General features: G+C 51.3%; 25 protein-coding genes. 21 read left to right on the forward strand and 4 right to left on the reverse strand.

What is annotated here, in order from left to right; translation table 11 throughout:
- The first annotated feature begins 570 nt into the window (after positions 1-570).
- The 9 genes from flhD to NSP04_RS07170 all read left to right on the forward strand — a co-directional run bounded on the left by flhD (position 571) and on the right by NSP04_RS07170 (position 9,715).
- Positions 571-882: a flagellar transcriptional regulator FlhD gene (flhD, locus tag NSP04_RS07130; protein ID WP_257512260.1), complete on the forward strand. Its 312-nt coding sequence runs from the start codon at positions 571-573 to the stop codon at positions 880-882.
- 78 nt (positions 883-960) lie between these two features.
- Complete coding sequence (gene flhC, locus NSP04_RS07135) at positions 961-1,524, forward strand: flagellar transcriptional regulator FlhC (RefSeq protein ID WP_257511659.1); 564 nt, start codon at positions 961-963, stop codon at positions 1,522-1,524.
- A gap of 336 nt (positions 1,525-1,860) precedes the next feature.
- Positions 1,861-2,724, forward strand: coding sequence for a flagellar motor stator protein MotA (gene motA, locus NSP04_RS07140; RefSeq protein ID WP_257511660.1), 864 nt, complete (start codon positions 1,861-1,863; stop codon positions 2,722-2,724).
- 15 nt (positions 2,725-2,739) lie between these two features.
- Positions 2,740-3,708, forward strand: a complete 969-nt coding sequence (gene motB / locus NSP04_RS07145; protein WP_257511661.1) for a flagellar motor protein MotB — start codon at positions 2,740-2,742, stop codon at positions 3,706-3,708.
- Between the two features lie 31 nt (positions 3,709-3,739).
- On the forward strand, positions 3,740-4,669 hold the full coding sequence (locus tag NSP04_RS07150) for a chemotaxis protein (RefSeq protein WP_257511662.1): 930 nt from the start codon (positions 3,740-3,742) through the stop codon (positions 4,667-4,669).
- Positions 4,670-4,678: 9 nt separating this feature from the next.
- A complete protein-coding gene (gene cheY, locus NSP04_RS07155; RefSeq protein WP_257511663.1) occupies positions 4,679-5,068 on the forward strand; it encodes a chemotaxis response regulator CheY in 390 nt (129 codons plus the stop codon).
- A gap of 33 nt (positions 5,069-5,101) precedes the next feature.
- A complete protein-coding gene (locus NSP04_RS07160; RefSeq protein WP_257511664.1) occupies positions 5,102-5,875 on the forward strand; it encodes a protein phosphatase CheZ in 774 nt (257 codons plus the stop codon).
- 36 nt (positions 5,876-5,911) lie between these two features.
- A complete protein-coding gene (locus NSP04_RS07165) occupies positions 5,912-7,768 on the forward strand; it encodes a chemotaxis protein CheA (protein WP_257511665.1) in 1,857 nt (618 codons plus the stop codon).
- A gap of 201 nt (positions 7,769-7,969) precedes the next feature.
- On the forward strand, positions 7,970-9,715 hold the full coding sequence (locus NSP04_RS07170) for a methyl-accepting chemotaxis protein (protein ID WP_257511666.1): 1,746 nt from the start codon (positions 7,970-7,972) through the stop codon (positions 9,713-9,715).
- Between the two features lie 65 nt (positions 9,716-9,780).
- Here the strand turns inward: NSP04_RS07170 and NSP04_RS07175 are convergent, their stop codons facing one another.
- Positions 9,781-10,131 carry an Hpt domain-containing protein gene (locus NSP04_RS07175; protein WP_257511667.1) on the reverse strand — a complete coding sequence of 117 codons (351 nt, stop codon included), beginning with the start codon at positions 10,129-10,131 and terminating at the stop codon, positions 9,781-9,783.
- Positions 10,132-10,238: 107 nt separating this feature from the next.
- On the opposite strand from NSP04_RS07175, the gene flhB reads away from it, so the two are divergent.
- The 7 genes from flhB (at position 10,239) to NSP04_RS07210 (ending at position 19,180) form a co-directional block, all read left to right on the forward strand.
- Positions 10,239-11,369, forward strand: a complete 1,131-nt coding sequence (gene flhB / locus NSP04_RS07180) for a flagellar biosynthesis protein FlhB (RefSeq protein WP_257511668.1) — start codon at positions 10,239-10,241, stop codon at positions 11,367-11,369.
- Between the two features lie 468 nt (positions 11,370-11,837).
- Positions 11,838-13,946, forward strand: coding sequence for a flagellar biosynthesis protein FlhA (gene flhA, locus NSP04_RS07185; protein WP_371825006.1), 2,109 nt, complete (start codon positions 11,838-11,840; stop codon positions 13,944-13,946).
- On the forward strand, positions 13,943-15,298 hold the full coding sequence (flhF, locus tag NSP04_RS07190; RefSeq protein ID WP_257511669.1) for a flagellar biosynthesis GTPase FlhF: 1,356 nt from the start codon (positions 13,943-13,945) through the stop codon (positions 15,296-15,298). Before flhA ends, flhF begins: the two co-directional genes overlap by 4 nt.
- 23 nt (positions 15,299-15,321) lie before the next feature.
- A complete protein-coding gene (locus NSP04_RS07195; RefSeq protein WP_257511670.1) occupies positions 15,322-16,080 on the forward strand; it encodes a P-loop NTPase family protein in 759 nt (252 codons plus the stop codon).
- Positions 16,081-16,105: 25 nt separating this feature from the next.
- Entirely contained in the window at positions 16,106-16,822 is a 717-nt protein-coding gene (locus tag NSP04_RS07200; RefSeq protein WP_257511671.1) for an RNA polymerase sigma factor FliA, read from the forward strand.
- A gap of 6 nt (positions 16,823-16,828) precedes the next feature.
- Positions 16,829-18,727, forward strand: coding sequence for a PAS domain-containing sensor histidine kinase (locus tag NSP04_RS07205; protein WP_257511672.1), 1,899 nt, complete (start codon positions 16,829-16,831; stop codon positions 18,725-18,727).
- Between the two features lie 12 nt (positions 18,728-18,739).
- Positions 18,740-19,180 carry a response regulator gene (locus NSP04_RS07210; protein ID WP_257511673.1) on the forward strand — a complete coding sequence of 147 codons (441 nt, stop codon included), beginning with the start codon at positions 18,740-18,742 and terminating at the stop codon, positions 19,178-19,180.
- Here the strand turns inward: NSP04_RS07210 and flgN are convergent.
- From flgN to flgA, 3 genes are all read right to left on the reverse strand, one after another.
- Positions 19,155-19,670, reverse strand: a complete 516-nt coding sequence (flgN, locus tag NSP04_RS07215; RefSeq protein WP_257511674.1) for a flagellar protein FlgN — start codon at positions 19,668-19,670, stop codon at positions 19,155-19,157. The genes NSP04_RS07210 and flgN overlap by 26 nt on opposite strands.
- 41 nt (positions 19,671-19,711) lie before the next feature.
- Positions 19,712-20,002 carry a flagellar biosynthesis anti-sigma factor FlgM gene (flgM, locus tag NSP04_RS07220; protein ID WP_257511675.1) on the reverse strand — a complete coding sequence of 97 codons (291 nt, stop codon included), beginning with the start codon at positions 20,000-20,002 and terminating at the stop codon, positions 19,712-19,714.
- A gap of 114 nt (positions 20,003-20,116) precedes the next feature.
- Entirely contained in the window at positions 20,117-20,845 is a 729-nt protein-coding gene (gene flgA, locus NSP04_RS07225; RefSeq protein WP_257511676.1) for a flagellar basal body P-ring formation chaperone FlgA, read from the reverse strand.
- Between the two features lie 193 nt (positions 20,846-21,038).
- On the opposite strand from flgA, the gene flgB reads away from it, so the two are divergent.
- The 5 genes from flgB to flgF are packed head-to-tail and all read left to right on the forward strand — an operon-like array spanning position 21,039 to position 24,704.
- On the forward strand, positions 21,039-21,491 hold the full coding sequence (gene flgB / locus NSP04_RS07230; RefSeq protein WP_257511677.1) for a flagellar basal body rod protein FlgB: 453 nt from the start codon (positions 21,039-21,041) through the stop codon (positions 21,489-21,491).
- Between the two features lie 16 nt (positions 21,492-21,507).
- On the forward strand, positions 21,508-21,930 hold the full coding sequence (gene flgC, locus NSP04_RS07235) for a flagellar basal body rod protein FlgC (protein WP_257511678.1): 423 nt from the start codon (positions 21,508-21,510) through the stop codon (positions 21,928-21,930).
- A gap of 13 nt (positions 21,931-21,943) precedes the next feature.
- A complete protein-coding gene (locus tag NSP04_RS07240) occupies positions 21,944-22,615 on the forward strand; it encodes a flagellar hook assembly protein FlgD (RefSeq protein WP_257511679.1) in 672 nt (223 codons plus the stop codon).
- A 26-nt stretch (positions 22,616-22,641) separates the two neighbouring features.
- Positions 22,642-23,955 carry a flagellar hook protein FlgE gene (gene flgE, locus NSP04_RS07245; protein ID WP_257511680.1) on the forward strand — a complete coding sequence of 438 codons (1,314 nt, stop codon included), beginning with the start codon at positions 22,642-22,644 and terminating at the stop codon, positions 23,953-23,955.
- A gap of 11 nt (positions 23,956-23,966) precedes the next feature.
- A complete protein-coding gene (gene flgF / locus NSP04_RS07250) occupies positions 23,967-24,704 on the forward strand; it encodes a flagellar basal-body rod protein FlgF (RefSeq protein WP_257511681.1) in 738 nt (245 codons plus the stop codon).
- Positions 24,705-24,706: the final 2 nt, after the last annotated feature.

Below are 24,706 nucleotides of genomic sequence, written 5' to 3' on the forward strand. Positions count from 1 at the left end.
TGGTGTTGATTCCTAGCATTTTAATTCTCCAAGCAATTTGTTGATTTCAAGTTGGCTGCGTCATCTTGTGCGCTGCCTTATGACCTGTTATCGAGTACTGAAAAAGAAACTTTAGCCTTGAGCATCGAAATAAAAAATATTGTTCTGACGCCCTCAAGTTCAGGGTCTCTTGGTCGTAATGCGCGCGCCCTAAAGCTTTATAGACTCCCATTTTCTGCTCACACGCCTAATGTTTTTGAAAACGTGTCCGTTAACTAAATCACGCAGTTAACAATTGGTAAGCATGTTCACCAACCCTCCAGACGGGGCAACACGTTGGGGGCTCAGGCGAATGGGGGGATCCCCCAAACTGTGATTCTTTTCAAATGGCATTCAAGCGATATTGATTGGGAGTAAGGCAACTTCCTACAGCTGTATGGCCTGGACGATGACTGAATGAATAGAAGTTGGATGATTCAGCTTATGCGGCCACAAGCCGATAGTACGTATGAGGGAATTGTCGCTGCGATGACAAAAGCAGCACAAATTTGGGATGCAGTAAAAACAGAGATTGAACTGGAGAGACTTCAAATGAAAAGTACCCGCTTGCTTGACGAAATTCGCGAAACCAACCTTTCTTATTTGTTGCTTGCTCAGCAACTGATTCGTGAAGACCGCGCCGAAGCGATTTTTCGCCTTGGCGTTTCTGAAGAAGTTGCCGAGCTGATCGACCAACTGACCACCTCACAAGTTTTGCGGATTGCGTCCAGCAACATGTTGATGTGCCGCTTCCGCTTCGATGACGAGGTGGTGTGGAACCTACTGACCAGCCACACCAAAGACCGCAGCGTTTCAGGAATGCACGCCGCCATCATCATGTCTGGCAAAGCTGTAAACGCTTAAGCTTTATTCGTAAAAATCGGGTGCAACAACAAAAATCAAAAGCACCCAATAACAACAACTGACAGGGGTCAAAGAATCATGGCAAAAGTAAAATCAATCATTGATGAAGCAGCACAAATCCAGTTGGCCACTGAATTGATCCGCCTGGATGCGCGTTTGCAGGTTCTTGAATCGGAAACGCAGTTGTCGCGTGAGCGCTTGCTTAAGCTTTACAAAGAGCTGAAGCACAAGTCACCTCCCAAGGGCATGTTGCCTTTTTCAACCGACTGGTTCATGACTTGGCAGCCCAATATTCATTCCTCACTGTTTGTGAATATTTACCAAACATTGATTAAAAGCACCGACATTGAAGACATTGAAGCCATCATCAAAGCCTACAGAATGTACCTTGAGCAAATTACCCAGTTGGGCTTGCCTGAAGTGCTGTCATTGACCCGTGCATGGCGCTTGGTTAAATTTTTTGATGCAGGCATGTTGACCACCACAGAGTGCAAAGACTGTGAAGGCCGATTTGTGGTTCACACCTACGAACTGGTTAACGACTATGTGTGCGGCTTGTGCCATATGCCATCGCGCGCTGGTAAAACCAGACAATCTGCGGCGGATCGTTTTTTTAACGAAGAAGCCAGCGTAGAGGCCTGAAGTCCAGATCCAGAGCCTGTAGTCAAAGCCCGCGGGAGAAGGGCTTTCAAGTTTACCCCCGCTGCAACAAAAGATCCGGTTGCATCCTCCCACCCTCTGTCTCTTCCGGGTCTGCAGTGGGGGTTTCTCATTTAACAGATGGTCAGCCAATGTTGCTGGCCATTTTTGTTTTTTCTCCTCCAAAGTGGCTAAAAATAAGGATTGTGAAATTCCGTATTGCACTTGCCATGCCTTGAAATCGCCTAGAAAAGCCACTTTATTCAGACAAAAGATTTTACAAATTCTGCCGACAATACCTATACAGAAAAATCATTCTTCGACAGAGAACCATAGCCCATGTTAGTAGCAATCGGATTCGTGATCGTAACCTTCTCAGTGCTTGGCGGTTTCGCCTTCATGGGCGGGCACTTGCTAACCCTTTGGCAGCCAGTGGAAGTGCTGATCATTGGTGGCGGTGCAATTGGCGCAATGATCGTCAGCAACACCCCAACAATCTTAAAAGCGACCGGCAAGGCCTTGGGTGGTGCTTTCAAACCCAGTGCAATCACCAAAGCGTTTTACATGTCCTTGATGGCCTTGATGTACGAGATTCTGACCAAGGTGCGCAAGGAAGGTTTGATGTCGATTGAAGGCGATGTGGAAGAGCCCGAGCAAAGCCCCTTGTTTCAAAAATATCCCGAGGTGCTTTCAGACCACCACATCGTTGAATTTTTAACCGATTACCTGCGCTTGATGGTCAGCGGCAATTTAAACCCCATGGAAATAGAAAACCTCATGGATGGGGAATTGGAAACCCACCACCAGGAAGCGCACACCCCGCAGGCGGCGGTACAACAAATGGCCGATGGCCTTCCTGCCTTCGGTATTGTGGCTGCGGTAATGGGCGTGGTCCACGTGATGGGCTCGGTGGGGCAGGTCAGCAACGCTGAATTGGGCGTCATGATTGCCGCTGCGCTAGTGGGGACCTTCCTGGGTATTTTGCTGGCATATGGTTTTGTGGGCCCACTGGCCAGCATTATCAATCACAAAATTTCAGAATCTTCCAAGCCCTTTGAATGTGTGAAAACCACGCTGTTGGCCAGCCTTAATGGCTATTCACCAGCGTTGGCAGTGGAGTTTGGTCGGAAGGTTCTGTACTCCACCGAACGGCCAAGCTTTATTGAGTTGGAAGAACATGTGAAGAGCACCAAAGGTAAATAAAGGCAAATAAGCAATATGGCGAAGTCTGACGAAGAACGTCCAATTATCGTAATTAAAAAGATCAAGAAGGCGGCCCATGGACACCATGGCGGCGCATGGAAAATTGCGTATGCCGACTTCGTGACTGCGATGATGGCTTTTTTCTTGTTGATGTGGTTGTTGGGTTCGACGTCAGAAGGCGATTTGAAAGGCATTTCGGATTACTTCAATTCACCCTTGAAGGTGGCGCTGATTGGGGGTCCCGGATCAGGCACTGCAACCAGTGTAATAGATGCTGGGGGAACTGATTTATCACGTTCAGTGGGGCAGATAAAAAGCGGAAGTACTGACAAGCCCTCGAACAACAGTACATCAAATGCAACGGCCGAGGCACTCGAGCGCGCAGAGTCCAAGCGCTTGCTTGAATTAAAGGGGGAAATAGAGGGCCTAATCGACGCATCGGATTTGATGAAACAGTTTAAAAATCAAATCATGCTCGACATTACACCCGAAGGTTTACGAATTCAAATTGTGGATGAGCGAAATCGCCCCATGTTTGATTCCGGTAGTGCAGTGCTGAAAGATTACATGAAAGACATTTTGAGAAGTTTAACGAAATTGCTGAACCAGGTCCCCAACAAACTGACTTTGTCGGGACACACCGATGCAACGCCTTATGCGGCGGGCAACAAGGGCTACAGCAACTGGGAACTTTCAGCCGACCGTGCCAATGCCAGTCGACGTGAAATGACCCAGGTGGGCATGACAGACAACAAAGTGCTTCGGGTGGTGGGCCTGGCCTCTTCAGTTTCGCTGGATGAGAAAGACCCTTACGCAGCAGTGAATAGAAGAATCGCGATTGTTGTCATGAACAAGCGCGCAGAAGAAGCAGTGCGCGCGTTGGCCAATCTGGATGAGGGTACAGACCCAAGTTTGATTGAGCTGCCGCCAGTACCCAAGATTGAAGGGTTGCCGTTTCCCGCAAACGGCACGGGCATGAATTGAAAGAAACAGACTATTTGTCAGGAGCAACACAATGCAAAACGATTATCGCTTGATGAACATGATTGATGAGAAGGCAAGACTTGCAGGCTCCAATAAAATGGAATTACTCCTGTTTTCCTTGGGTTCCACCGAAGTTTTCGGAATCAACGTGTTCAAGGTGCGGGAGGTGTGCGAAACTTTGCCGATCACACGCACCCCCAACATGCCAGCAGGTGTTGAAGGCATCATCTCCTTGCGTGGCAGCATCTTGCCGGTGATCGACCTTGCGCAATGCTTGCGCATGGGCAACGGCGAAGCCCGCACCAAGTTAATAATCACCGAATTTTCTTCTCACACCCAGGCATTCCTGGTGCAAGACGTGGACCGAATTGTTCGCGTGGATTGGGAACAAGTGAAATCGCCTCAAAGCATTGGTCAGTCGCAAAGCGCCATGATCACCGCTTTGACAGAACTGCCCGATGGCAAGTTGGTGTCCATCCTTGATGTGGAGCAAATTCTTGGTGAAGTGATGGGTGAAGATGATGTACCCAACATGGACAGCCTGCGCCCAGATCATCCGTACCCCGTTTTCTTTGCGGACGATTCGAACATTGCCCGCAAGAAAATCACCGAAGTGCTGGAGAAGTTGCACCTGCCATATCAAAGCGCCATTAATGGACGCGAGGCTTGGGAAAAGCTGCGCAACATTGCCGGCCGCGCCGAACAGGAAAACAAGAATCTGAAAGAAGTCATTGCACTGATTCTGGTCGATGCAGAAATGCCTGAAATGGACGGTTATGTGTTGACACGTCACATCAAGGAAGACGCCCGATTCAACGGTATCCCTGTGGTGATGCACTCATCACTGTCGTCAGTGGCAAACAAGAAACTGGGTCAGCAGGTTGGGGTGGACGCCTATGTTGGCAAATTCCATCCTGAAGAGCTGGCGCAGATGGTTACCTCAATGCTTCACCCAGCGTAAGGAGCAAGCATGAATCCCGAAGAATTAAGAATTTTGATTGTTGACGATTTTTCGACCATGCGTCGGATCGTTCGCAACCTGTTGAAGGAAATTGGCTACAACAATGCCGATGAAGCCGAAGACGGTGCTGTTGCACTGGCCAAGCTGAAGGCTGGCAATTTCAACTTCGTTGTCAGCGACCTGAATATGCCCAATATGAATGGTTTCGAGTTGCTGAGCAACATTCGCGCAGACGCCGACCTGAAACACCTGCCGGTGCTTCTGGTAACCGCTGAAGCGAAAAAGGAAGACATTGTGACCGCTGCGCAAATGGGCGCAAACGGTTACATCGTCAAGCCATTCACCAAGGCCACCCTGGAAGAAAAGCTGGGCAAGATCGTCGCCAAGATGTCCGCATAAATAAACTCACAAGTAAGAAGAGAGGTCGTAACGATGAACCCAGATAATTTGAAAAGCGGTGACAACGACGATTTAGAAGCGCTGTTTGATGAAATCGCAGAGCAACGCGTTTGGGACGACACGCCCGAAGAGGTATCGCCACCTGCAACGCAGTCATTTACTGCACCTGCCGCTGTGGAAACTTCAGCGAGCGTTGTTGAGGAGCCACATGATGTGTTTCGTCGAGTCGGTTCTCTGACCCGAAAACTTCACGATGCGTTGCGTGAATTGGGTTACGACAAGAGCGTAGAGCAGGCAGTGAACGCTTTGCCCGATGCGCGAGCTCGACTGAACTACATTGCTGACTTGACCGGCAAGGCCGCTGAGAAAGTACTTTCTGCAGTGGAAGAATCGCAAAAGTTGAACGACAGAATGGCAGAACGTGCCGCCCACCTGGATGCGCAGTGGGATCGCTTGTACAACAATGAAATGAGCCTGGAAGAATTCAAGGTGCACGCTCAAGACAGTCGCGCATTTGCCAAAGAAATTAATCAGAACAGCAGCAAGATGGGCGGCCATTTGACCGACATCATGATGGCTCAAGACTTCCATGACCTGACTGGCCAGGTTGTAAACCGGATTGGCAACATGGCCCAAGGACTGGAAGAACAGCTGGTGCAACTGCTGCTAGACACGACACCACCAGATCAGCGTAAGCAGGTCGAAGAAACATTCCTGAATGGCCCTACGATTAATGCGCAAGGGCGCACGGATGTGTGTAATAACCAAAGTCAAGTAGATGATTTGCTGGAAAGCCTCGGCTTCTAACAACACAAATAACCAGCCCGAAGTGGGAGAGTACAGATGAGTGCATTCAGTGATGTCGAACTGCTACAAGACTTCTTGACCGAAGCAGGCGACCTGTTGGAAGACGTAGACAGCAAATTGGTGGAGCTTGAACAAAGCCCCGAAGACGCCGAATTGCTCGCCACTGTTTTTCGCGGGTTCCACACCATCAAGGGTGGGGCTGGTTTTCTTGAAGCCACACACCTTGTTGAGTTGTGCCACAAAACAGAAAATCTGTTCGACAAGCTGCGCTCAAAAAAACTGATTCTGGATGCTGAAATGATGGACTCCATTATGGCTGCAACAGGAGAAGTACACCGCATGTTTGGTGAGATGCGCAATGGTCATCAGCCAGGCGCCGCGCCCACAGAATTGCTGGACGCGCTTGATGCAGCCATTGAAGGCAAAACCGTTGCAAAAGCGGCTGTTGAGCCCGAAATCATGGAGCAAACCAATGCCCATTCCAGCGCCCCGGTTGTCGATCCAAGCAGTCTGCTTTCAAACACGGCTCCCCACGGTGCTGAAGATGACCTCGATTGGGCTGGTTTGTATGAGGCTGCGGTGGGTGTCCCACCGCGCGAACTAGCTCAGGCCGCCATCAGCACCGAATTGGCCACGGAAGCGATTTCACGCCAGGCCGCTGCCGCAGTGCGCCCGAAAGCAGCACCACCCAAGGTCAAGGCACCAAGCCCAGCCGCCGCCACACCAAAAGAAAACAGCATTCGCGTGGACACTGCGCGTTTCGATCAAATCCTGAACTTGAGCGGTGAAATCGGTTTGACCAAAAACCGCTTGAGCTGCCTGTTTCAAACCATTGCATCTGGCGCAATCAATGACGACTTGATCAAATCGCTCGACACGGTGGTGGGGCAACTGGACATGTTGGTTTCCGACTTGCAGTCGGCCGTAATGAAAGCGCGCATGCAACCCGTGGGTCGAGTGTTCCAGAAATACAGCCGCCTTGCGCGCGACGTTTCTCGCCAATTGGGCAAAGACGTAGAGCTGGTTATCGAAGGGGCAGAAACCGAGGTTGACAAGTCAATTCTTGAAGAGCTGAACGATCCATTGATTCACTTGGTTCGCAACGCTGTTGACCACGGCATTGAAACCATTGTTGACCGAACAGCCTGCGGGAAAAATCCCAAGGGCATTGTTAACCTGTCAGCCAGACAAACTGGCGATCACATCGTGATTGAAATTCAGGACGATGGCCGTGGCATGCGTCCCGAGGTGATTCGGGACAAAGCAGTGGAGAAAGGATTGATCTCTGCTGAAGAAGCAGGGCAGCTGAGCGTGCAGGAAAGCCTGCAGCTTATCTTCTTGCCCGGCTTTTCGACCAAAGACCAAATTTCCGATATTTCCGGTCGCGGTGTGGGCATGGATGTGGTTAAAACCAATATTCAACGTTTGAACGGTCGCATCGACATTCAGTCCGAGCCCGGCCATGGTTCGACCATCACGATTTCCTTGCCGCTAACCCTGGCTATCTTGCCAGTGTTGATGCTGAAGCTTGAAGAACAGATTTATTCCCTGCCGTTGTCATGCGTTCGCGAAATAATTCCGATTGAAGAAGACAAAGTGCAGTACGTTGGCGGCAGGCCCACGATGGTGGTTCGCGGTGAAGTGATTCCTTTGTTGGACCTCGCCACTTTGATTGGTCGCGAAAGCGCACAGAATACAAAAGTGGGTGTGCTGACCCTAAGTGGTGACAAGGCCTGCATACTGGCTGTTGATTCCCTGGTGGGGCAAGATGAAGTGATGATCAAGCCACTGGATGGCGTGAAGCCCAAGGGTGTTGCGGGCGCGACATTGTCTGGTGAAGGTCTGTTGGTGCTGGTGCTTGAACTGCGGGAATTGATCGAAGGCAAACTTTAAACTTACCTTGCGCAAGTTCGCACTGCGAGCTTGCGCATTTGTTTCAAAAACCTCCCCCAAGCAGGCAGAACAAAGGCGTTTTTCTGCTCTTCCTAAAGAAATTGGTTAACCGGTTACCCCTCGATAATGGATTCATCGGCGCTGGACGCCAATTAAATGAATACACCCGGCGCAAAAAGCCGGGGGCTAGGAGTTGACCTGATGAATTCTCTATACCGTTCAATCGAACAAAGCTTTTTTTTCACACTCAGTAGAAAGTTGTTTGGCAACATTGCGGGCATCGCAGGGGTTGTTTTAATTGCTTATCTGGTTGTTTACAGCTGGGCCATGGGACGGTTGGACCCGGTCCAAATTGGGGAATTCCGGATAATTCTCAGTGTGTCTCTCGGGATGGTCTTGTTCGCTTGTGCAGCTTCATTTCTCTATTTGCGCCACTTGATTGTGCGCCCGGTTCATTTGCTCAGCGAGAGAATGGATCAATTGGCCAGCGGTGAGGGCGATTTGTCGGTGAATCTGCCCACTGTGACTCAAGATGAATTGCGGGATTTGGCTGAAAACTACAATGCATTTATGGTGCGCTTGCGCGACTTGATCCATGAAATTCGCAGAATGACCGCACAGGTTTCCATGGAATCAGTGCGTGTATCTGGTAGTTTGAAAGATGCCAGTCGCACCGCTGATAAGCAAGGCAACATCACCACGGAAATTTTCCAGGCAGCAGACACAGCTTCCAGCGCTATGGAAAACGTGGCTAGCAGTGCCAGTTATTTGTCAACTGCAACCGCCGAGCACCTTGAAACAGTGAACTCTTCCTATCGTGAATTGTTGACCGTGGCCGATGAAATGAATGTGGCCTCGGGCAGCTTAAGCAGTTTTGGTCACACTGTGGAGAAACTAGCGCAAACTGGCAAGGGCATTGAAAGCATTGTGAAGTTAATCAACGACATTTCAGATCAAACCAATTTGCTCGCTTTGAACGCTGCGATTGAAGCTGCACGTGCCGGTGAGCAAGGCAGGGGCTTTGCAGTGGTGGCTGATGAAGTGCGTGGTTTGGCCGAACGTGTCAAAGCTGCAACGGGTGAAATTCGGGGCAATATTTCTTCAATGTTGACTTTGGTGGGTGAAACGCAGCAAGAGACGCGTGAAATCAACAAAAGCATATTGAAGGGCCAACAAACTGTTAGCGCTTCGTCAACCAAGTTTTCTGGCATGGTGCACAGTTTTGAAGAGATGAGCAATCAGATCAATGACGTAACCGCACAGGTGCAGTCCGTGAAACAGATCAACAAAGATGTGTCAGGCAAGGCCGCTGAAATTCGCAGCACCGCGCAGTCAGTGATTGCGCAGACCACAGAGTCGGAAAAATCGAGCGCAGAACTGGCCACCGCAACGGATCGAATCAAAGAGCTGGTAGCACGCTTCAAAATTGGCCAGGGTGCCTATGAGCAGATTGTCGAGCAGGCTGTTTTGGCGCGCGAGCAGTGCAAAAAGATCTTGATTGAAGCCATGAACAATGGCCATGATATTTTCGATGAGGCTTACAAACCTGTTCCGAATTCCAATCCACAAAAATACAGCACGCGTTACGACAAGGCGGTTGAGCGCCAATTGCAAGGTTCCTACGATCAATTAGTCGCCAATGTGCCTGGCTCAGTTTTTTCTTTGTGTGTAGATCGAAAAGGCTATGCACCCACACACAACAGCAAATATTCTCGTCCGCCAACAGGTGACTTGAAAACTGATTTGGTGGAAAGCCGCGACAAGCGCATGTTCAGTGACCCTGTGGGCTTAAGGGCTGCACAAAACTTGACCCCCTGGTTGTTGCAAACCTACAGGCGCGACACAGGGGAAGTGTTGAACGATCTTTCCTTGCCCATTGAAATCAACGGACGTCACTGGGGTGGAATTCGTTTGGGCTTTAGTCCGGAGTTGCTGATTAAGGATTAACAGGGTCTGCAGAATTGCGGACTGGGGTCCGTTTTACGCCGCGCATTGACGCGGCTTTTTTTCGCCTACTGATTGGCATCAACCCATTCTGTCAACAGTGCGCTACCACCGTTCAGTACATTGATCAAATTGTCGGTGCTGTCCTGAAAGCTTGAAATACTTTTAACCCCAGATTGTCTGCAAGACACTTCAAGTGATTCAGCAAGCTTCGTGCAGGCATCAAACCCAATGGCGGCACTGGCACCTTTCACATTGTGTGCAGCGTCACCCAAAGCACTCATATTCTGGTCGTCGCATGCCGTCTGAAGTTTTTCAATGTATTTCGGGCATTCCTTGATGAATACACCGATCAACATGACCAGCAGGCCCTTGTCGTTGTCTATTCTGGCGAGTGCATTGCTCGGATCGTATTTCATGAAATACCTTTGTTTCAAAAGAGCCCCATGTTACCTGCTCAAATTGAGGTTTTGAATTGCCTCAATGTTTTTCATAATAAGAACATTCAAATACCGCAGGTGCTGCTTTGGCAGAAGAAACCGATCAGGAAAAGGACTTACCCGCGTCGGAGCAAAAGATCCGTAAATCGCGAGAGGAAGGCAACCTTCCCCGTTCCAAAGAATTGGCTGGGGGCGTTGTGCTGCTTGCCGGTGTCGCTTTGTTGTATACGATGGGTGGCGAGTTGGTGGGTCAAAGCGAAAAGCTGATGCGCCAGGGGCTTACCTTGGAGCGTGCCCAAGCCTTTGACACCAAGTACATGGGGTTGCAATGGGTTTCGCTGTTGCAGGAAAGCCTGGTGATTCTGGTGCCCTTGTTTTTGGTAGTGGTGGTGGCAGCGATTGTGGCCAATGTGGCCGTTGGCGGTTTCAATTGGTCCACCAAACCGCTTGAGCCTAAGTTTTCAAAACTGAACCCCATCAAAGGTTTGAAAAATATCTTCTCGGTCAATGGACTTGCCGAGCTGGTCAAAGCAATTTTGAAAACAATTGTGTTGGGCGGTGTGGGTTACTTGTTACTGATGCAAGACCTTGGTGAGTTTACTCAACTTTCGGCAATGCCTTTGGAACATGGCATGGCTGAAACTGCGCGAATTACCATCAAAGATGCTTTGATTCTTGCGGTTTCATTTCTTTTGATTGTGTCGATCGACGTGCCTTATCAGTTGTGGCGGTACTACAAAGGTTTGCGCATGAATCTGGAAGAACTGAAGCGTGAATCCAAAGAATCGGATGGAGATCCACACCTGAAAGGCAAAATCAAGAGCATGCAACGCGAGGCCGCGCGCCGTCGCATGATGGCATCTGTGCCCAATGCAGATGTCATCGTGACCAACCCAACTCACTACTCTGTGGCGCTGAAATACGACAAAGACGGTAAGGGGGCACCCCGTGTTGTGGCCAAAGGCATTGGTCCATTGGCTTTGAAAATCAGGGAAGTGGCCAAAGAGAACAAAGTGCCCATGGTTGAAGCACCACCGTTGGCTCGTGCGCTGTATTCCAATGTTGAATTAGAACAGGAAATTCCGGGGGCCTTGTACACTGCGGTGGCCAAGCTGTTGGCTTATGTGTATGCCTTGGCAGAGGGAAGGGCGCATTTGGTTGAAGTGCCGGGTGATGCGGACATTCCCAAAGGCATGGACCCTGGACCGGCGGCGTGATGAATCGGCGCGCGTGCGTGATCATTCGCAGGCTTGATTAATGTCCAACCAGCGCAAGTCCCAACCGCTCGCCTGAAAACCTGTTGATCCCTTTTTGAAATTCACACTGACTCATTCGTCAGTGGGTTTGCCTGTTCCGAACTTAAAGAAAACCGCCCCGTTTGAATTTATTCGTCGCGCTCGGCTGTAAGCCGGCACCGAATTCGGCCGTCTGTTTTGCCGAATTCGGTGAGCAAGAATCAATTCAAAAAGGGATCAGGCGGTTTTCAGTGAGGAATCTGGCAACCCCGACGAGTTGGCTTCACAAAATGGCAACCTCGACGAGTCGGTCATCAATCCACGCCAGTGGCAGCTAACCCAGCTCAGGTAGCCAATCCACAATAAGGCTATAAATCCGCCTCAATTCCCTGATTGAAAAAAGCTAAAGTTTTCCATAATTGAACCGTTAACAACTTGATGGGCGGAATTGTGGCCTCCACCGCATTCTCACTTGACTTCATAAAAGCAGGCTTGTCCGGCGACAAGGTCAAAACCTTGGGCGCGCCGATCTTCATCATCCTGATTTTGGTCATGATGATTTTGCCTGTACCGCCTTTCGCGCTTGATCTGTTTTTTACGTTCAACATTGCACTTAGCCTGATGGTGTTGGTTGCCGCGCTGTACACCACCCGTCCGCTTGATTTTGCAGCTTTTCCAACCATTCTGTTGGTTACCACCCTCTTGCGCCTCAGCTTGAACGTGGCTTCGACCCGTGTGGTGCTAATGAACGGCCATGAGGGGCCAGACGCAGCCGGTAAAGTAATTGAAGCCTTCGGCCACTTTCTTGTGGGTGGCAACCTGGCTGTCGGTATTGTCGTGTTTGTCATTTTGATGTTGATCAACTTCGTGGTGATCACCAAGGGTGCAGGCCGAATTGCTGAAGTGTCTGCGCGCTTTACCCTGGATGCGATGCCCGGCAAACAAATGGCCATTGATGCTGATCTGAATGCAGGCTTGATTGCTGAAGACGAAGCCCGCAAGCGCCGCGCTGAAGTGAGCCAGGAAGCCGAGTTCTTCGGTTCCATGGACGGTGCCAGCAAATTCGTTCGTGGCGATGCCATGGCCGGTATCATGATTTTGATCATCAACATCATCGGCGGCTTTGCGGTGGGTGTGATGCAACACGACATGACCTTTGCCGATGCAGGCACCAACTACGTGCTGTTGGCAATTGGTGACGGTCTGGTGGCTCAGGTGCCCGCCTTGGTTATCTCGATTGCTGCCGGTTTGGTGGTGGCGCGTGTGGGCCAGGGTCAGGACATCGGCACCCAACTGGCAAGCCAGTTGCTCAAATCGCCACAGGCTGTTGGCATAACAGCCGGTATCATGGCTTTGCTGGGTATTATCCCTGGCATGCCAAGCTTTGCTTTCCTGTTGCTGGCAGCAGGTTTCGGTTATCTCTCTTACCACCTGGCCCAGAAAGGGACAGTTCCCAAAGTAGTTGCCTCCACCGACGACCAAGCCAAAATCAAGGCGGCCACCACTGAAGCGCAAGAAGCCACTTGGGACGACCTTGTGCCGATAGACACAATCGCTTTGGAAGTGGGTTACCGTTTGATTGCACTGGTCGATAACAAACAAGACGGCGACCTGCTGAAACGAATCAAGGCAATCCGCAAAAAATTTGCACAGGAAATTGGGTTTCTGCCACCTGCTGTGCATTTGCGCGACAACCTCGAGCTGCGCCCCTCGGTGTACCGAATTCTGCTCAAAGGCGTGTGCATGGGCGAAGGCGAAGTATTCCCAACTCAGCATTTGGCCATCAACCCCGGTCGCGTGACCATGCAGTTGCCTGGCCCGCAGACCACCGACCCTGCATTTGGTTTGCCCGCTGTGTGGATTGGTGACGATCAAAAAGAAAAAGCCAACGCAGCCGGTTACACCGTGGTGGATGCATCCACTGTGGTGGCTACCCACTTGTCGCATATTTTGCAAACCTCGGCAGCGCAGTTGCTGGGCCGCACAGAAACCCAGCAGTTGCTGGACCACTGCGCAAAGTCTTCGCCCAAAGTGGTTGAAGACCTGACCCCCAAAATGTTGGAAGTGTCAGTCATTCAGAAGGTGTTGCAAAATCTGTTGGACGAAAGTGTACACATTCGCGATTTGCGCACCATATTTGAAACATTGCTTGAAAACGGAATGCGCACCAAGAATCCGCTTGAATTGACCGCTGCGGTTCGAATCGCACTGGGCCGCGCCATCGTGCAAGCATTGGCCGGAACCACTGACGACCTGAATGTGTTGGTGATGGAACCCAAGCTTGAACAAATGATTACCCACGCACATTCCGCCGCTGGGCAAGATCAGGTCGGTATTGATCCCAACCTGGCTGAAACACTGGCACGCCAAACCGCAGATGCTGCCGGTCGCCAAGAACAGTTGGGTCAGAGCCCTGTGTTATTGGTGCCCGATGTGTTGCGTTTGTCCATGGCCCGTTTACTAAAGCGTGCAGCCCCGAATTTGCGGGTGTTGTCACACAGTGAAATTCCTGAAAATAGAACTATTCGAGTTGCGCAAGTCGTAGGAGCAAAAGCATGAAGCTGAAAAAATTCACAGCCCCCACCACTCGAGAGGCATTGCAAAAGCTGCGAGCTGAATTGGGCGAAGATGCAATTATCTTGTCCACCAAACAAACGGCTGCGGGCACTGAGGTGCTTGCAGCGTCTTCTCAAGACCTGGATGTGGTTACTGAAAAACCGGCAACTGCCGCTTCAGTGGCACCTGCCTCGTGGACTAGGGCAGACCGCGCACAATTGGCCCCCCAAGAGTCGCCTCGTCAGCCAACAGCAGCAGAAAAAGTAGCGCAGCAAGTGGCAGCGCAACGCGATGTGCTAATTAAAAAAGCCCCTGCGGTGCAGCATGCATTGCCAGCAGGCGCACCGAGAGAGTTTGCGCCCGATGACATGATCTCTGAAGTTGCCAAGCGTCGGTCTCAAGCCGCCAGCGAATCCATGGTCAGTGAGCAAACCGCAGTGCTTGAAGAAATCAAGCAAATGCGCCAATTGCTGAAAGACCAAATGGCCATCATGACTTGGCGAGATTCGCTAGAGAAAAATCCTCAGCGTGGCGAATTGTGGAACCTGTTGACCCAGTCTGGTTTCTCACCCCTGTTTGCGCGAACTTTGGTCGACAAGTTGCCCGTGGGCTTGACTGAGACCCAGATGCAAGACTGGGCCATGACCGTGATCAAGAAAAATCTGAATGTAGTACCTGCCGAGAGAGACATTGTTGAAACCGGTGGCACCTTTGCGCTGGTTGGCCCAACGGGTGTTGGTAAAACCACCACGACAGCAAAACTTGCTGCACGTTGCGTGGTGAAATATGGTGCGGATTCCCTGGGCTTGATCACCACCGACAGCTACAGAATTGGCGCGCAAGACCAACTGCGAATCTACGGCAAAATCCTGGGTGTACAGGTTTACACGGCACAAACGCATGCCGATTTGGCCCAGCTTCGCAGCAGCATGCAGCGCAAGCGTTTGATTTTGATCGACACTGTGGGCATGGGACAACGCGACTCGCGCGTGGCTGAGCAGACCAAAATTTTGACAGACAGTCACGTAAAACGCGTGCTGTTGCTCAACGCCACAAGCCAGCCCGAAACGCTGGACGATGTGGTTCGTCATTACAAGAGCACCGGCTTAAGTGGCGCCATTCTGTCCAAACTGGATGAGGCGATCAAAATAGGCGGTGTGCTGGACGTGGTCATGCGCCACAAATTGGCGCTTCATTACATTGCAACTGGCCAGCGCGTGCCGGAAGATCTGTTTCCTGCAGACCCTCGAGTGTTGGTTCATCGTGCACTTCGTTCGCGCAGCAGCCAGGCTTTCCAAACCTCGAGCGAAGAATTGAAATGGAAAATGGCCCAAGTCTCAACGACTGGTCTTTAACTTTTCATGGTTAACTGAAATTTATGGATCAAGCTGACACACTGCGACACTTGCTGGGACAAAAACGCGCCACCATTAACCCAATACTGGGTGACATGGGCGCTGACTATGCTGCTTGCCTGGGGCGATTTGTGCTTGAGCAGCAAGCGCGTCAAGGCCGGGTCGCGGCATTGTTCGACGGTTCAAATTCAGGTTTGCAAGAGCTATTGCCAGAGGGATCTCGCAAGGACCTGATTGATTTCTTCAGTCGCAAATACAATCTGGAAGATCAAGCGGTTCAACTGGCTGAAGGGCAATATTTGGTGGCCGCCAGCTACGGCTTGCAAGCCCTGGCTGAAAAGCCAGCTCAATCATCCGCCCTTCTGGACAAGCTGCACCGCATGCCCGCGAGTTGTGATCGCCATTACGCCACATTGCCTTACGAGGCGGTAACCCTGGCCAAAGCATTCTGCCCCATGGATGACTGGGTGTGGGTAATTCAACCCACTGCAAGATCAGTTACGCGCGCCTTTCAGGCCATTCGTTCTTCTAAAGGGTTAGACGAAAATATTCGCCACCGTGTTATTGTTGCAGGTGTAAAAGACGCAGATGAAGCCGACCATGTGTTCGCGAATTTGCTGGAAAGCACAACGAAGTATGTGGCCAACCCCCTGCAGTACGCAGGTCATTTGCCAGCGTTGCATTCCGGCAAGGCATTGAATCAGGTTGGTCGGGAGATGATTGCGGCAGGGCGTCGAATCGCAAGAGCCATTTGTTCTTTCGATGAACACGCACTGGCGTAATAACAAGACAGGACGCACAGACTCCATGTACACAGCCCAGGGCACACTAGACAAGTCCAAGCAGATTGACCAGTACATACCGCTGGTTCGCAGGCTTGCCCATCATTTAATCGCAAAATTGCCGGCCTCTGTACAGATCGATGATTTGATTCAAGCGGGTTTGATCGGTTTGATGGATGCGATTACCCGGTTTGAAGAAGGGCAGGGCGCCCAGTTTGAAACCTATGCCAGTCAGCGTATTCGCGGTTCCATGCTCGACGAGCTGCGCGCTGCCGACTGGATGCCACGTGGCGTTCGCCAGGGCCAGCGTAAAATTGAAACAGCCACCATGAAGGCTGAACAAAAACTGGGTCGTTCCGCGAACGAGCAGGAAATCGCTGAGGTAATGGGCGTAAGCCTAGAGGAATATCAGAACATGTTGTTTGAGTCGCGTGGCGCTCAACTTGTGTTTTACGATGATTACGCAGACGACGGCGATGGCGAAGGTTATCTCGACCGTCAAATGGGTGGCGATGAAGAAGCCAATCCACTTGAAATGCTGGGTGACCATCGATTCAGGGAAACCCTGATTCAGGCCATTGAAGAGTTGCCCGAGCGTGAAAAAATGCTGATGGGCCTGTATTATGAGCAAGAGTTAAACTTCCGTGAAATCGCAGCCGTTTTAGGCGTGACCGAATCCAGGGTATGCCAGTTGCACACTCAGGCCGTAAGCCGCTTGAAGACCAAGCTTCGCGAACACTAAAACACAATGGCTGATCCCAAAGCCCAGGGAAAACCGAAAACCTTCGAACAGTCGCGAACACGGGTCAACCGTTCCTTGATCTTGGTCATCCTGACAGGAATTGGGCCATTGGCCCTTGCTGGTCTGTACATGGCCGATGCCACCACCGACTCTGCCAACTGGAAACTCACCGTTTTGCTCACCGTATTTTTGGGTGTTCTGGGTGCCTGGTTCATGGGCAACAAATTGTTGTCTGGTCTGCTTAATGTCATCAAATCATCTGTGCAATCTGAAAATCAGCTTCGCCGATTGATGGAATTGTCAGGCGACTGGTACTGGCAACAGGATCCCGACCACACGATTGTTCGAATCATCTACCGCGGAAAAGATCAAAATGGCGCGCGACGGCAGGGACACCATCTACCCTTTGATGGACTTGCCCGTTGGGATGTGGAGGGTTTGAAGTGCATTGACTCCCGGTACAACTGGGATAGCTTCAAGGCTTTATTGGACAGTCATCAGCCATTCGATCGCGTCGCTTTCGAGTATTGGCCAGCTCAGGCCGAGCGACTTATTTTTGAGTCAACAGGGCGCCCGCATTATGGCCTCAAAGGCGAATTTCTGGGTTACATGGGAGTCTCATCGGACATGACCCAAAAGCGGCTTAACGAGCAGCTGTTGTCGTTGCAACGTTCGCTGTTGCAAGGCGTGTTGTTGTCCGCTCCCATTCCTGAACTGGCAGCCTCTTACGCCAGGGGATTGAAAAATTGTTTGACTGTGCATGCAGAGGTGGTTTTGGGTTATCGCGACAAATCAGCGGATAACCACTGGAGAGTGCGTGGCACCAATCCAGAACTGCGCATGCCATTGGGCAAAGGACAGGCTTTTTGGGACAACGCAGAGGAATACTGCGACCCACTGGATGGTCATGATCAGCATGGCTTGGTGTGGTTGGGCAAAATGAAGCCTGAGCATTATTTCGATGAGTCCTGGAAAAACAACTTTGGTTTTTCGTCAATATGGCTGGCAAGGCGCAAGGCCATTGAACCCAACCAGCCTGAATACTGGATCATGGTGGCTCAGCAGGGGGTCGAAACCGCATGTCATGATGATGTATTGCGCGTGCTAACGGCCATTCGTTTGTTGGGCCTGTGCGTCGAGCGCCGTGTATTTGAAGATGATTTGCAAGGCCTGAATGGCACGCTCGAACAACGAATCAACGACCGCACCGCAGCCCTTACACGCAGCAATTCAGAGCTGGAGGCCTTCACCTACACGGTGTCACATGACCTACGTGCACCTTTGCGTGCAATTGATGGATTTTCCAGTATTTTAAAAGAAGACTTTGCGGACACGCTGCCCGATGAAGCGCGTGGTTTGCTCGACCGCATCAGCAACAATGCCCGTCAAATGGGAGGCCTTATCGATGGCCTGCTGGATTTCTCAAGACTGTTGCGAACGGATGTGGCCCGGGTCAAGGTGGATCAGAAACAGTTGCTGGATCAAATTCTTGATCAGCTTGACGCGAAAAGAAAAAACATCGTCGAGTTGTGTGATCTGCCGCCCGTGTATGCTGACCCTGTGTTGTTGAAGCAGGTATGGATGAACCTGATCGACAATGCATTGAAATTCAGCAGCAAAGCAGATCAACCCAAGGTGCTTGTCGAGTGTCAAAAAGTGGGTCGTTTTTACCGCTTTAGCATTCGGGATAACGGCGCGGGTTTCGACATGAAGTACGCCGACAAACTGTTCAATGTGTTTGAGCGCCTTCACCACAAAAAAGATTTCGATGGCACCGGCGTGGGCTTGGCCATCGTGAAGCGTATTATTGAGCGGCACGGCGGAGAAATCAGTGCCACTGGTGAATTGGGCCAGGGGGCCTGTTTTGTCTTCACCTTGCCGGATCAAGTCGACTTGTTCGAATAAAAGGAAATTTTCATGGCTGATGTAGTACTGGTTGATGACAATTCCAACGACGCGGACCTTGCCTTGCGCGTAGTTCGAAAAACATCGTCGAGCTCGACCACAATTTTGCTGGAAGACGGCGAAAGGGCGATTGAGTATTTCAAGCAATTGATGGCCGATCACCCCAAAGACAGTGCAGTGCTGGACCTGCCCAAATTGGTCCTGCTGGATTTAAAGTTACCCAAATTGGATGGTCTTGAAGTCTTGAAGTTTTTGCGTTCGCACGACGTGTTCAAAACCATGCCGATTGTGGTGCTTTCTTCGTCGCGGGAAATCAGTGATGTGAAGCGTTCGTATGAACTGGGTGTCAATAGCTTTGCGGTAAAGCCAGTGCAATTCGATCAATACCTGACCCGAATTTCAGCACTGGTTTCCTATTGGCTAACGATTAACGAATTACCGCGCGGGGCATAGCGCCACCCACCAGGGCAGATTGGCTCATGCCGCCTTTGGGGCCGTACGTGTCGCTGGCCGTGGGGGTCTGATCGGCCACTGCTGCTGCGGTCAGAATTGAAATTCGCTCTTGCAATCCAGCAAGTTGCTCCGTCACGATGTCACCGTTGGTTTTGTTCAGGCGTTGGGCGTGGCTTAATGTGGTACGAAGTGTTGAATATGTTCCCAACAGGCGCGGCTCATAAGCAGCCAATACGTCGACCCACAAGGCGATGCCTTCCATGTTGGGCTCGAACCCCTCAGCTTTTGCTAACTGAACGTTACCCAGGTAACGCTTTTCCAACTCAAGCATCATGGCTTCCTTGCGAAGTGCCAAGCCACCAAGTTCGTCAGTGTGAAGTTTGACCAAACACGCCTGTTCCTCTAGCAGAATGTCCACCAGCGCCATGGCCATGTCACATTCATAAGCCAGGTTGCGGTACAAGTTTTTAGCTGCATCAGCGTGCGACATATCCATAATCCTCAGATTTATCCCCGAGGTGCTGGTCGAAATTATTTCTGACCCAGCAACTCGCGAGCACTTTCAATGACTTTGGCTGCTACTGCGCCAGCATTGACCTTAAATTCACCATTGCTGATCGCCTCTTTGATCTCGGCCACTTTCTCAGCGTTGAACGGTGCACCTGCGGCGCTCAGTTCACTCGACTGTCCGGAAAGCTTTGCTACAGCACCTTCCGAACTGGTTTTGTCTGTAGCGCCAACCGTTGCTGATTTACCACCACCTTGTGGCTTGGTCAGCTTGTCGATCGGGTTACTTCCCGGGTTGATTCTATTGATACTCATAATTTCCTCCGCGTTGGGCAGAGCCTAAGTGGGTTTCGTATGTTTTCTTAACGGCTCGATTCCACCTAACTTTAACTAATTCTCAAAAGAATTCCTACTTTTGGGGGGGAGTCCCTACAAACTCACCTCTACCAGGAGCGAATCCCGCGCCACGCCGTGCAAAATTTTGCCCTGCGCAGTCTTGATTTTTACAACCTCGCCCAGCTCCGCTTCACCCATGGCCACAGCTGTACCACCGATTGCAAAGCCAGGACCTTTCATCATGACCTTGACTGTGTCGCCATTCTTCACCATGGCTTGGCCTTTCAGGTGGTCGTGTTTTAGTAGTGTCCCTGGCCACAATTGACGGGCTGCTGTTTTGTTGCCCAAATGAGCAAGGTCAGTAATCCAGCCGTTGTTGAGCTGGCTGATGTCCATGGTTCTGAATTCAACATCACCCACACCCACTGCCTGGCCGCTTTGAACGGTACCTTTGACCACGAGCACAGGTGCCCATACTTTAACGTCGACGCCCAGAAAAAAAGGAGGGGTGTCTGAGCCCACACATTGAACCCGCACATAGGTACGCCCCCACATTTTGTTGCCCGCGCTGTTGGCGAACAAAGCAGCAGGGCATTGTGCGCCACCAATCCGCTCGTCTGCTTTCACAAAGCTGACTTGGACATTAGCGCCTGTGGGCAAGGCGGCCGAGTCAACCAGTTCACCCAGTTGCTGCTCGGTGACCCAGCGCGACCCATCTGCTTGCGCGGTGTTGTTCATCAAGGTCAAGGCACACAGCATTGCACCCAGCATGGCGCTGTAGGTGCGGGTGAACTCTAAATTAAAAAATTTGTAAAATTTCATTCAAGTTTTTGGTGCTGGTGCCGTAAAACAGAGCGTAAAGAGAAATTTCCCGGCTCGATGTCAACATCCTAGGCGGGAGTTCGCCGCACCCTAAGCCGAAAAAGAACCCCCTTTCTGCCCCTTCTCCTCACTTTGATCTGATACCAACAATTGAATAATCTTCTCATCCGTCCGTGTATGAAGGATCCAGACAATGTTGGACAAACTCACAGATTCAATGCAGTTCTCTGCCGAAGCCCTGAAGCTCAGAGCGCGTCGTCAAGAGGTATTGACCTCCAACATTTCAAACGTTGATACCCCCAATTACAAAGCAATTGATTTCGATTTCAAAAGCGCGCTGAACGCGGCCACAGGCGAGAAGGGCTCCATGGGTGCCCCAGCTGCTCCTGGTTTGGGCAATGGCGCAGGTGCTTTGGCAGTCACCCATCAAGGTCACATTACCGGCAAGGGAAACGCTGGCATGAGCACAGCGGACATGTTGCAGTTTCGCCGTGGCAACAACGCCGCCATCGATGGCAACTCGGTTGACATTGAACGCGAACGCGCCGCATTCGCAGAAAACACAGTGAAGTACGAAGCCGCCTTGCGTGCAATCAACGGTCGAATTTCGACCCTGAAGCAGGCCATGGGCTCGGGCAACCAGTAAGGCATAGGGAGCACACATGTCGCTATTTAACTCTTTCAAACTGGCCGGTGGCGCGATGCAGGCGCAAACCACGCGCCTGAATACCGTGGCAAGCAATCTGGCCAACGTCGACACCGCAGCAGCCAACCCCAATGAGGTATATCAAGCTCGCAAGGTTGTGTTCGAAGCTGTACTTCAGAAAGCTGCGCCGGGCAAAGCCGCCTTGGCGGAAAACGTCCAGGTCAAAAATATTGTGGAAGACAAGTCTGAGGCCAAGAAGATGTTTGACCCCAAGCACCCCATGGCCGATGAAGAAGGATATGTGTACATGCCCAACGTGAATGCAGTGGAGGAAATGGTCGACATGCTGGCCGCCTCACGCAGTTACCAAACCAATGCCGAAGTAATGAACACCGCCAAACAGCTGATGCTGAAAACCCTGAACATGGGCAACCAGTAAGGAGACTTGAAAAATGACGATTGATGTAACTTCCGCACTGGGCGCCAATGCAGGCACCAACGCAGCCAAGAAAAAATCAGATGAAAACAGCCCTGAAGCGATTCAGGAGCGTTTCATGTCTTTGTTGGTGGCACAACTGAAGAATCAGGATCCGTTGGCCCCGATGGACAATGCGCAGGTCACCAGCCAAATGGCGCAATTGAACACGGTGACCGGCATCAACACTTTGAACGCCACTATGCAAGGCGTGGCCGCATCGATCAACGCCAACCAAACTGTTCAAGCCACCAGCATGTTGGGCCGTGCGGTGCTGACTGAAGGCAATGACCTGAAACTGGCAGACGGCAAAGCTCTGGGCTCGATGGAATTGAACCAGAGTGCAGACATTCTTCGCGTGAATGTGCTGGATGCAGGTGCCAACGTGGTTCGAACCATCGATTTGGGTGCCCAGGCCAAAGGCACACATGAATTTGAGTGGGACGGAAAAAGCAGCGATGGCAGCACTTTGCCAGCGGGTAACTACAAGTTCGAAATTGAAGCCAAAGCAGCAGGCAAAGACGCCAGCGTTACACCACTGACCCTTTCGGTGGTTCAGGGCGTTCGCAATGCAGGCGCAGACGGCACCAAACTGTTAACCAGCAACGGTGGCGAAATTACATTCGCCGACATCAAGCAGGTTTTCTAATTTAAAGATTTTTCAAGGAGTCAAGCATGGCTTTTTCAGCAGGTGGTAGTTTCCAGCAAGGTTTGAGTGGTCTGAACGCAGCGCAGCGCGGTTTGGAAGTCATTGCAAACAACGTGTCCAACGCCAGTGTGGTGGGCTTCAAGGGTTCTGAAGCAGAGTTCTCTGACGTGTTTGCCCGCGCATTCAATGGCGCGCGCTCCACCAATGGCATCGGCTTGGGTACAAGCCTGGCCGCTGTGACGCAGAACTTCAAGCAGGGCAACATCAATGTGACCGGCAACCCCTTGGACCTCGCCATCAGCGGCACAGGTTTCTTTAAGGTACAAGCAGGTAACGGCGACAACATTTACACACGCAACGGTCAGTTTGGTCTGAACAACGAAGGCCTAATCGTGAACTCCCGCGGCGACAAGCTACAGGGTTTCCCGGTGGACGCTGCCACAGGCCGACCTTCTGACGTGGCACAAGATATTTTGGTGCCCCGTGGGAGTATTCCTCCGGCCGCCACTCGTGCAGGCAATCTAGAGTTCAATCTGGACGCCCGTGCAGAGGCGATCGACCCAGCTTTGGTGTTCGACCCCGCAAACCTGAACACATTCAACAATTCAACATCATTGACGGTGTACGACGAATTGGGCGGCGCTCATATTATGGCCGTGTACATGCGCAAAGAAGCATCGAACGACTGGTCTGTATTCGCCACGGTAGATGGCACACAAGTGGACATTGGTACTGCACCGGTGGCTGCAACAGCCGCGCCTGCGCAATCCACAGCTGCAAATTTGCAGTACGGTGTCGATGGTCTGTTGACCACTCCCAACAGCGGTAACCTGACAGTGGATATGTCGCGCTTTGTCACCGCCAGTGGCGTTCCATTTTCTTCCACAGGCACAGCCCCAAATCAGTTTACTTTCGACATGAGCAACACCACCCAGTACGGCAGTTCGTTCGTGGTGCAGAACCTGGGCCAAGATGGCTATGAGTCTTCTCCATTCGCCGGCTTTGATGTGGGTGCAGACGGCATGTTGACAATCAGCTACGCCAATGGTCAGTTGGTGAACCACGCGCAAATTGGTTTGTATCGCTTTCCGAATCCCGAAGGTTTGCAACCAGTGGGCTCCAATGGTTGGTTGGCGACAAACTCTTCAGGCCCTGAGCTGGTCTCGCTGAGTGAAGACACTGCGTTCGGCATCATCCAGTCGGGTGCACTGGAAGAATCGAACATTGATTTGACGGCTGAACTGGTTGCCATGATTTCTGCACAGCGTGTGTATCAGGCCAACTCGCAAACCATCAAAACACAAGATTCAATTTTCCAGACCATCACCAACCTTCGTTAATGTGAACCGACATGGACAAATTGATTTTCCTGGCAGCCCAAGCCGCCAAAGGGACAATGTCTCGCCAAGAGAACATTGCCAACAACCTGGCCAACGTGAATACACCCGGGTTTCGGCAACAACTCATGGCGTTTCAAAGCGCACCTGTAACAGGCGAGGGCAGTGGTTCCAGAAGCTTTGCTGTGGAAACCAGCATTGGTTTCGACACCACGCCAGGGCAAATTCAGTCCACAGGCCGGGAAATGGATGTGGCCATTCAGGGCGAGGGCTGGTTCTCGGTCAACGATGCCAAGGGCAATGAAGCCTATACCCGCAACGGCTCTTTCCAGCTTGATGGTCAAGGCAATTTGGTGACGCAGGAAGGTTATTCCGTCATTGGCTCAAATGGTCCAATCAATGTGCCGCCAGATCATCGTTTGTCTTTTGAAGGCGATGGTTCAGTGTCTGCCATTCCTTTGGGCGGTGACACCAATGTGGTTCAACTGGGCCGTTTAAAGCTGGTGAACATCCCTGACGGTGAAATCAATCGGGGTGACGATGGCCTGTTTCGCGCAGCCAATGGTGACCCCGCCGAAGCCGATTTGAATGTTCGCGTGGCTGGTGGATTCATTGAATCCAGCAATGTGAATGCAGTGGACATGATGGTGCAAATGATCACCGCAGCTCGCCAGTATGAAACCCAAATGAAAATGATCAGCACGGCCAAAGAAAATGGCCAAGCCGCCAACAGCCTGTTTGGCATGAATTAAGG

The organism is Limnobacter parvus, assembly GCF_024623725.1.
Taxonomy (GTDB): domain Bacteria; phylum Pseudomonadota; class Gammaproteobacteria; order Burkholderiales; family Burkholderiaceae_B; genus Limnobacter; species Limnobacter parvus.

Bases quoted from the DNA above. Each gene is read 5' to 3' on its own strand.
- flhD (WP_257512260.1), top strand. From the start codon at position 571: ATGAAAAGTACCCGCTTGCTTGACGAAATTCGCGAAACCAACCTTTCT.
- flhC (WP_257511659.1), top strand. From the start codon at position 961: ATGGCAAAAGTAAAATCAATCATTGATGAAGCAGCACAAATCCAGTTG.
- motA (WP_257511660.1), top strand. From the start codon at position 1,861: ATGTTAGTAGCAATCGGATTCGTGATCGTAACCTTCTCAGTGCTTGGC.
- motB (WP_257511661.1), top strand. From the start codon at position 2,740: ATGGCGAAGTCTGACGAAGAACGTCCAATTATCGTAATTAAAAAGATC.
- NSP04_RS07150 (WP_257511662.1), top strand. From the start codon at position 3,740: ATGCAAAACGATTATCGCTTGATGAACATGATTGATGAGAAGGCAAGA.
- cheY (WP_257511663.1), top strand. From the start codon at position 4,679: ATGAATCCCGAAGAATTAAGAATTTTGATTGTTGACGATTTTTCGACC.
- NSP04_RS07160 (WP_257511664.1), top strand. From the start codon at position 5,102: ATGAACCCAGATAATTTGAAAAGCGGTGACAACGACGATTTAGAAGCG.
- NSP04_RS07165 (WP_257511665.1), top strand. From the start codon at position 5,912: ATGAGTGCATTCAGTGATGTCGAACTGCTACAAGACTTCTTGACCGAA.
- NSP04_RS07170 (WP_257511666.1), top strand. From the start codon at position 7,970: ATGAATTCTCTATACCGTTCAATCGAACAAAGCTTTTTTTTCACACTC.
- NSP04_RS07175 (WP_257511667.1), bottom strand. From the start codon at position 10,131: ATGAAATACGATCCGAGCAATGCACTCGCCAGAATAGACAACGACAAG.
- flhF (WP_257511669.1), top strand. From the start codon at position 13,943: ATGAAGCTGAAAAAATTCACAGCCCCCACCACTCGAGAGGCATTGCAA.
- NSP04_RS07195 (WP_257511670.1), top strand. From the start codon at position 15,322: ATGGATCAAGCTGACACACTGCGACACTTGCTGGGACAAAAACGCGCC.
- NSP04_RS07200 (WP_257511671.1), top strand. From the start codon at position 16,106: ATGTACACAGCCCAGGGCACACTAGACAAGTCCAAGCAGATTGACCAG.
- NSP04_RS07205 (WP_257511672.1), top strand. From the start codon at position 16,829: ATGGCTGATCCCAAAGCCCAGGGAAAACCGAAAACCTTCGAACAGTCG.
- NSP04_RS07210 (WP_257511673.1), top strand. From the start codon at position 18,740: ATGGCTGATGTAGTACTGGTTGATGACAATTCCAACGACGCGGACCTT.
- flgN (WP_257511674.1), bottom strand. From the start codon at position 19,670: ATGTCGCACGCTGATGCAGCTAAAAACTTGTACCGCAACCTGGCTTAT.
- flgM (WP_257511675.1), bottom strand. From the start codon at position 20,002: ATGAGTATCAATAGAATCAACCCGGGAAGTAACCCGATCGACAAGCTG.
- flgA (WP_257511676.1), bottom strand. From the start codon at position 20,845: ATGAAATTTTACAAATTTTTTAATTTAGAGTTCACCCGCACCTACAGC.
- flgB (WP_257511677.1), top strand. From the start codon at position 21,039: ATGTTGGACAAACTCACAGATTCAATGCAGTTCTCTGCCGAAGCCCTG.
- flgC (WP_257511678.1), top strand. From the start codon at position 21,508: ATGTCGCTATTTAACTCTTTCAAACTGGCCGGTGGCGCGATGCAGGCG.
- NSP04_RS07240 (WP_257511679.1), top strand. From the start codon at position 21,944: ATGACGATTGATGTAACTTCCGCACTGGGCGCCAATGCAGGCACCAAC.
- flgE (WP_257511680.1), top strand. From the start codon at position 22,642: ATGGCTTTTTCAGCAGGTGGTAGTTTCCAGCAAGGTTTGAGTGGTCTG.
- flgF (WP_257511681.1), top strand. From the start codon at position 23,967: ATGGACAAATTGATTTTCCTGGCAGCCCAAGCCGCCAAAGGGACAATG.